Genomic DNA, 8140 nt, shown 5'->3' with positions numbered 1-8140 from the left:
TCCACGACATCCACGCCGGAGGCCGACACACCCGCCGACGCGAGGGCCGCCCGAATCACCCGCTGCTGCGACGGACCATTCGGCGCCGTCAGACCACTGCTGGCGCCGTCCTGATTCACCGCCGACCCGCGTACCACCGCCAACACCGGGTGGCCGTGGCGGCGTGCATCGGACAGCCGCTCCACCACCAGGACCCCGACGCCCTCGGCCCAGCCCACGCCGTCGGCGGCGCCGGCGAAGGACTTGCACCGGCCGTCGGGCGCGAGCCCGTTCTGCCGGGAGAACTCGACGAACACCTCCGGGCTGGCCAGCACCGTGGAGCCGGCCACCAGGGCCAGGGAGCACTCGCCCAGCCGGATCGCCTGCGCCGCCAGGTGCAGCGCCACCAGCGACGAGGAGCAGGCGGTGTCCACCGTGACGGCGGGCCCCTCCAGACCGAGCGTGTAGGAGACGCGGCCCGAGGCCACGCTGCCCGCGCTGCCGTTGCCCAGGTAGCCGGCGAGTTCCTCGGGCGCTGCCGATCCCCAGCGGGTGCCGTAGTCGTGGTACATCAGGCCGAGGAACACGCCGGTGCGGGAGCCGCGCAGCGAGGCCGGGTCGATGCCGGCGCGTTCGAGGGCCTCCCACGAGCATTCCAGCAGGAGCCGCTGCTGCGGGTCGGTGGCCAGCGCCTCGCGCGGCGACATCCCGAAGAAGGCTGCGTCGAAGTCCGCCGGGTCGCGCAGGAACCCGCCGCCGCGCGTGCCGGCGTTGGCCACACCGGCCATGCGGTCGGCCAGCGCGTCCAAGTTCCAGCCGCGGTCGGCCGGGAAGCCGCCGATCGCGTCGTCGCCGTCGATCAGCAGCCGCCAGAGCTGCTCAGGCGTGGTGATGCCGCCGGGCAGCCGGCAGGCCATCCCGACGATGGCCAGTGGTTCGCTCAGCCGGTCCAGGTCCTCGCGCAGCTCACCGTTCTCCTGCAGGGTTGCCCGCAGTGCCTCGACCAGCTCGTCCGTTGACGGCATCTCATACTCCCGCGATCGATCGGTTCGGCAGGTCAGCGCCTGCGGCGCGCGAGCCGGACCAGCTCGTCGGCGTCCATGTCGGCGATGGCCGCGGGCCCGGCGTCCGGCCCGGTTCCGCTCTCCGTTTCCGCAGCCAGGCGCAGCAGCCGGTCGAGCAGGCCGCCGGCCCGCAGCCGGTCGAGCGGAATGGACGCGATCCGCTGCCGCAGCCCGGCTTCGTCCTCGACGGCGCCGGGCGTGAGGCCGGCCAGCACGTGATCCGCGAGCGCACTCGGCGTGGGGTGGTCGAAGACCAGGGTGCCGGGCAGTCGCAGCCCGGTGCCGTCCTCCAGCCGGTTGCGCAGTTCGATCCCGGTCAGCGAGTCGAAGCCGAGGTCCAGGAAGCCCCGGTCGACATCGATGTCGGCCGGTGCGGAGTGCCCGAGCACGGCCGCGGCCTGCCCGCGGACGAACTCCAGCACCAGATTGCGCCGCGCGGCCGGGGCGGCACCGGCCAGCCGGCGGGCCAGCGACACGGTCGCCGCCGCGGCGCGCGGCCGGACCAGCCCGCGCAGGAGGGGCGGCAGGTCACGCACCCGGCTCAGGGCGGCCAGGTTGAGCCGCACCGGCACCGCGACCGGCGCACCGCCCGCGCGGGCGGCCACGTCGAACAGGGCCAGGCCGTCGGTCTCGGTCAGCGGCAGCACGTGCGCTCGAAGACCCTTGTCCGGTACGCCCGCGGCCATTCCCACCCGCTGGTCCCACAGGCCCCAGGCCAGCGAGACGGCCGGCAGCCCCCGCTCGCGGCGGTGCTCGGCCAGGCCGTCGAGGAAGGCGTTCGCGGCCGAGTACGCGCCCTGTCCCGGGCTGCCCAGCGTGGCGGCCGCCGAGGAGAACAGCACGAACGAGCGCACCGGCAGGTCGCGGGTCAGCTCGTGCAGATGCCAGGCGCCGACGGCCTTGGCCGCCAGCGCGGTCGACAGGTCGGCGGGGGTGAGCCGGTCGACCAGCCCGTCCCCGGCGACGCCCGCGGCGTGGACGACCGCGCTGAGCGGCCGATCCGCCGGGACGGCCCGGAGCGCCCCAGCCAGTTGCCCGCGGTCGGCCACGTCGCAGGCCACGACGGTCACCGCAGCGCCCAGCCCGGTCAGCTTACGCACCAGCTCGGGCGCGTTCCCGCCCCGGCTCAGCAGCAGCAGGTGCCGGGCGCCGTGCGCGGTCACCAGGTGACGGGCGAGCACGGCACCCAGCGCGCCGGTGCCGCCGGTGACGAGGACGGTGCCGGTCACGTCGATCGGGTCGCCCGGCGGGGCGGCGGCGCGTTCCAGCCGGGGCACGAGGACCCGGTCGCCCCGCAGCGCGACCTCCGGCTCGCCGGCCGGCAGCGCGAGCCCGGTCAGGTCCCGTCCGTCGCTCTCCAGCAGCACGAAGCGGCCCGGATGTTCGGCCTGGGCACTGCGGACCAGACCGCGCACCGCGGCGCCGGCCAGATCCCCGGCGCGGACGACCAGCACCAGGGTGGTGCGGTCGGATCGCGGGTCGCCGTGCCAGGACTGCAGGTGCCGCAGGGCCTCCTCGACCGCGGTCCGCATCTCCTCCGGCCCGGTGCCGCCGGGCAGTTCCACGGTGGTGACGGCGGTCGGCGTCGGCGCGGACGGGGCCGGGATCCAGCCCACCCCGAACAGGGCGTCGCCGGATGCCCGCAGATCGGCCGGGGAGGCCGGCCGCAGGTCCAGACGGCCGACGGTGAGCACCGGCTCGCCCGCCGGCGTCCAGGCGTGCAGCGTGGCCGCGTCGGCGCCGGTGCGGGCGATCCGCACCCGCAGGCTGCCGGCCCCGGCGGCGTGCACCGACACGTCACGCCAGGCGAACGGCAGCGCCGGCATGGCCTCGCCGGACGACGCCAGCGCGTGCAGAGCGCTGTCCCAGAGCGCCGGATGCACCACGTACCGGCCGGCGTCCTCCGCCCCGGACTCGACCTCGGCGAACACGTCCGGGCCGCTGCGCCAGGCCGCCCGGAGGCCGCGGAATGCCGTCCCGTAGCCGATGCCGAGGTCGGCCAGGCGGTCGTAGAGCGCCTCCACGTCGACCGGCTCGGCCCCCGCGGGCGGCCACGGCGCGGCGGCCGACGGTGACACCGGCGGATCCGCGCCCAGCACACCGTGCGCGTGCCGCGTCCATCCGTCCTCATCGGACATCGACGCGAACAGCGAGATGCGGCGACGGCCGGCCTCGTCGGCGCCCCGGACCACGACCCGCAGGCGTACGCCGGTGTCGGCAGGCAGGGTGAGCGGCGCCTCCAGGACGAGCTCGTCGAGGTGGCCGGCGCCGAGCCGCTGCCCGGCCCACAGCGCCGCCTCGGCCAGCGCGGTGCCGGGCAGCAGGCGGACGCCGAACACCTCGTGCTCGGTCAGCCACGGGTCCCGGGCCCCGGACAGGACGCCGGTGAGCAGCAGGCCGTCGTCGTCCGGCAGATCGGCGACCGTGTCGAGCAGCGGGTGGCCGGAGGCGCCGGTGCGGGAGGGCGCGGGCGTGTCGATCCAGAACCGCCGGTGCTGGAACGGGTAGGTGGGCAGCTCGATCCGGCGGCCGCCGGCGGGGGCCAGCGCCGCCCGCCAGTCGACCGCGGCGCCGTGCACGTGCAGCGCGGCGACGGCCAGGTAGGCGGAGGCATCCTCGGGCCGGCCGTCCCGCGTGAGGGTCGCGAAGACCGGCCGACCCTCGCGCACGCACTCCTGGGCAGCGGCGGTCACGGCGGCGCTGGGCCCGATCTCGAGGAAGGCGGTCGCACCCTCCGCGAGGGCCCGCTGCACGCCGTCGGCGAAGCGCACGGTCTCCCGGATGTGCCGCGTCCAGTACTCCTTCGAGGTGGGGTCCCCGGCGGTCAGCAGGGGCAGCCGTGGCCTACGCAGCTCCACTGTGGCCAGCGCCGCGGCGAAGCCGGCCAGCGCCGGGTCCATCAGCGCGGAGTGGAAGGCGTGCGACACCGCGAGGCGCTTGGTGCGCGCGCCCCGCTCGCCGCACCGGCGGGCGGCCTCGGCCACTGCCGACTCCGGCCCGGAGAGCACGACCGAGGACGGCCCGTTGACCGCGGCGATGCTGACCTCCGGCGGCAGCAGTGGCGCCGCCTCGGCCTCCGGGAGCCCCGCGGCGACCATCGCGCCGCCGGCCGGCAGCGCCTGCATCAGCCGGCCGCGCACCGCGACCAGCCGGGCGGCGTCGGCCAGGGAGAACACGCCCGCGACGTGCGCGGCGGCGAACTCGCCGACCGAGTGCCCGATCAGGTGGCCGGGCGTGACGCCCCAGCTCTGCAGGAGCCGGAAGCCGGCCACCTCGTACGCGAACACCGCCGCCTGCGCCACCTGGGTCTGCTCCAGCGTCACCGCGTCCAGGTCGAAGAACGCGATCGGCTCGTCGAGGTGCTGGTTCAACGCCGCGCAGACCTCGTCGAGCGCGTCGGCGAAGACGGGAAAGGCGTCGTGGAGCTCCTTGCCCGCGCCCGGCCGCTGCGCACCCTGGCCCGGGAAGAGGAAGGCGACCGAGGGATGCGGGTGCGCCCGCCCGCGCAGGGCGCCAGCGCCGGCCGCGATGGCTTGCAGCTCCGCCGTGTCCCCGGCCAGGGCGACCGCCCGGTGGTCGAGCTGCGCCCGGGTGGTGGCCAGCGAGAAGGCCAGGTCGGCGGGGTGGCTCGCCGCGGCCACCGGCAGCAGCGCCCCGGCTTGCGCGGTCAGCGCCGCCTCGGACTGGCCGGAGAGCAGCAGCGGCACCGCGGTCACCGGCCGGTCCGCCGGTGCGGTCGCGTCGCCGGCCGCCGGCGCCTCCTCCAGGATGACGTGCGCGTTGGTGCCGCTGACCCCGAAGGACGACACCGCCGCGCGCCGGGGACCACCGGCGCCGGACCACGGCCGCGCCTCGGTCAGCAGCCGGACGTTCCCCGCCGTCCAGTCCACCTTGGCCGACGGTTCGGTCGCGTGCAGCGTGGGCGGCAGGACGCGGTGCCGCAGGCCCTGCACCATCTTGATCACGCCGGCCACCCCGGCGGCTGCCTGGCTGTGGCCGATGTTCGACTTGACCGTGCCCAGCCACAGCGGGTCGGCCCGGTCAGCGCCGTAGGTCGCGAGGAGGGCCTGAGCCTCGATCGGGTCGCCGAGCACGGTGCCGGTGCCGTGTGCCTCCACCGCCTGCACGTCGCCCGGCCCCAGCCCCGCGTCCGCCAGCGCCTCGCGGATGACGCGTTGCTGCGCCGGGCCGCTCGGTGCGGTCAGTCCGTTCGAGGCGCCGTCCTGGTTGACCGCCGAGCCGCGCAGCACCGCGAGCACCGGGTGGCCCAGCCGCTCGGCGTCCGACAGCCGCTCGACCAGGAGCACGCCGGCGCCCTCGGCGAAGCCCGTGCCGTCGGCGTCGGCCGAGAAAGAGCGGCACCGGCCGTCCGACGAGAGCCCACGCTGGCGGCTGAACTCGACGAACCAGTCCGGCGTCGACATCACCGTGACGCCGCCGGCGAGCGCCATGTCGCACTCGCCCCGTCGCAGTGACTGCGCGGCCAGGTGCAGGGCGACCAGCGACGAGGAGCAGGCCGTGTCGACGGTGATCGCGGGCCCGGTCAGCCCGAACGCGTAGGCGATGCGGCCCGAGGCGATGCTGCCGGAGCTGCCGCTGATCAGGTGCCCCTCGTGGGCGGGGGCGCCGAGAAGCCGGGTCGTGTAGTCGTTGTACATCAGCCCGGCGAAGACCCCGACGGGGCTGCCCGCGACCGAGTGCGGATCGATGCCGGCCCGCTCGAACGCCTCCCACGAGCACTCCAGCAGGAGCCGCTGCTGCGGGTCCATGATCGCCGCCTCGCGCGGGCCGACCCGGAACAGCTCGGTGTCGAAGAGGGCGGCGTCGGTCAGGAAGCCGCCGCGGCGGGTGTAGCTGGTGCCGGAGTGATCGGGTTCGGGGTGGTAGAGCCGTTCGACGTCCCAGCCGCGGTCGGCCGGGAAGTCCGTGGTGGCGTCGACGCCCTCCACCACCAGGCGCCACAGGTCGTCGGGCGACGCGGCCTCCCCCGGGAAGCGGCAGGCCATCGCCGTGATGGCGATCGGCTCGTGCCGGCGGGCCCGCTCTTCGTGCAGGTGGGCGCGCGTGTCGCGTAACTCGGCCGTGGTCCGCTTCAGGTAGTCGAGCAGCTTCGCCTCGTTGCTCATCGGTTCAGCTCCTCGTCGAGCAGCTCGAACATGTCCTCCGCGCTGGCCGCGTCCAGGTCCGCCGGCCGGGCCGGCTCGGCGTGGTTGATCAGGTCTCGGAGCTGCGAGATCAGCATCGACCTGACCTCGGGCGGGCTGTCCGCCAGCGCGCTCCGCAGGGTGGTGACGTGGCCGAGGGCGGGGTGCTCGCCGCCGGGCCGGGCCTCGGTGGCCAGCAGCTCTCCGATGTGCCGGGCCAGGGCGGCGGGGGTCGGCTGATCGAACACGACCGTCGCGGGCAGCCGCAACCCGGTGGCCGTGGCCAGCCGGTTCCGCAGGTCGACCGCGGTGAGCGAGTCGAAGCCGAGGTCCTTGAACGGGTCGTCGGGCCGGATGCCGCCGGCCGCGTCGTGCCGCAGCACCGTCGCGATCGTCGTGCGCACCAGCTGCAGCAGCGCCCGCTGCCGCTCGGGTTCGGTCAGCCCGGCCAGCCGGATCCGTAGCGGGGCCCGCAGTGCCGGCCGGCGGCCCCGCCGGCCGGTCTCGGCCAGGCGGCGCAGCAGGTAGGACAGGTTGTCGCCGGCCGACAGCTTGAGCGGCAGCACCACCGGCTCGCGCAGCCGGCAGGCGGCGTCGAACAGGGCCAGCCCCTCGTCGTCGTCCATCGGCGCCACGCCGTGGCCGGCGATCCGGGCCTGGTCCCGGTCGGCCAGTTGCCGGGTGAGGGTGCTGGCGCGCGCCCAGTAGCCCCAGGCGAGCGAGGTGGCCGGCCGGCCGTGCCGGCGACGGTGCTGGGCGAGCGCGTCGAGGAACGCGTTGGCCGCCGCGTAGGCGGCCTGCCCGGCGCCGCCGAGGATGCCCGACGCCGACGAGAAGAGCAGGAACTGGTCGAGGTCCAGGTCCGAGGTCAACTCGTGCAGGTGCAGCGCGCCGGCGACCTTGGGCGCGAGCACCCGCTCGAAGTCGTCGGCAGTGAGTGCGTCGAACATGCCGTCGGCCAGGACGGCGGCCGCGTGGATCACGGCGGTCAGCGGACGATCGCCCGGGATCGCGGCGAGGAGGCCGGCGACGGCGGCCCGGTCCGCGACGTCGCAGGCGGTCACGGTGACGTCGGCGCCCAGCGCGCGCAGGTGGTCGGCGGCCGGGCCGTCCGCCGCCGAGCGTCCGGTCAGCACCAGGTGCCGCACGCCGTGCTCGGTCACCAGGTGGCGGGCGACCGCGCCGCCGACCATGCCGGTCCCGCCCACGACGAGCACGGTGCCGGGGCGGTAGGGCTCGGGGCCGCTCGCCGCAGCCGGCACGTTCCGGGCCAGCCGGGGGACGAACAACTCGTTTCCGCGTACGGCCACCTGCGGTTCCGCCGTCGCGACCGCGCGGCCGAGGTCTGCCTCGGGAGCGTCGGTGTCCACCAGGACGATCCGGTCGGGGTGTTCGGCCTGGGCCGAGCGCACCAGTCCCCAGACCGGCGCCTGCACCAGGTCGACGTCTTCGGTGTCGTCGACCGCGACGGCGTGCCGGGTGACGACCACGAGGCGCTCGTTGTCGGCGGGCTCGGCCGCCAGCCACCGCCGGCACGCCTCGTGCACCGCCAGCACGACCTCGCGGACGGCCACCGCCGGGTCGTCGGTGCCCGGCTCGGGGCAACGCACCACGGTCAGGGCGCTGTCCGCGGTCGTGGTGGCCTCGATGGGTTGCCAGCGCAGGGTCAGCAGGGAGTTCGTGGCCGGCAGGGTCGCGGGCCGCAGCACGATCCGGCCGATGGTCAGCAGCGGCGTCCCCTCGGCCGAGGCGACGGTGACGCGCTGGTCGGCGGTGACGTGTGTCCGGGCGGCCTCGCCTGGTCCGTGCAGTTCGACGTGGTGGAAGGAGAATGGCAGCGCGACCGCGTCGCTCGTGGCGGCGATCGGGTGCAGGGCGGCGTCGAGCAGGGCCGGGTGCAGGAGGTAGCCGCCGGTGTCGAGGCCGTCGACCGCGATCTCGGCGTAGTGGTCG

At 76.0% G+C, this 8140-nt stretch carries 2 protein-coding genes and 1 pseudogene; all 3 read right to left on the bottom strand.

Annotated elements, in window-relative coordinates; all coding sequences use genetic code 11:
• Window positions 1-1004, bottom strand: a 1004-nt coding sequence (locus tag V6U77_RS29135; protein ID WP_334609959.1) for a polyketide synthase, incomplete at its 3' end; no start/stop codon positions are given.
• 311 nt (window positions 1005-1315) lie between these two features.
• Window positions 1316-6163 (bottom strand): annotated as a pseudogene (locus tag V6U77_RS29130) (SDR family NAD(P)-dependent oxidoreductase); the annotation flags it as partial.
• A gap of 2 nt (window positions 6164-6165) precedes the next feature.
• Window positions 6166-8140 (bottom strand): type I polyketide synthase (locus tag V6U77_RS29125; RefSeq protein WP_334609957.1); only part of this gene is annotated, 1975 nt, incomplete at its 5' end.

This window comes from Micromonospora sp. CPCC 205546, from assembly GCF_036902715.1.
Classification (GTDB): domain Bacteria; phylum Actinomycetota; class Actinomycetes; order Mycobacteriales; family Micromonosporaceae; genus Micromonospora.
Note: the sequence above shows the minus strand (reverse complement) of the source record. Positions and strands in the feature narration are given on the sequence as shown.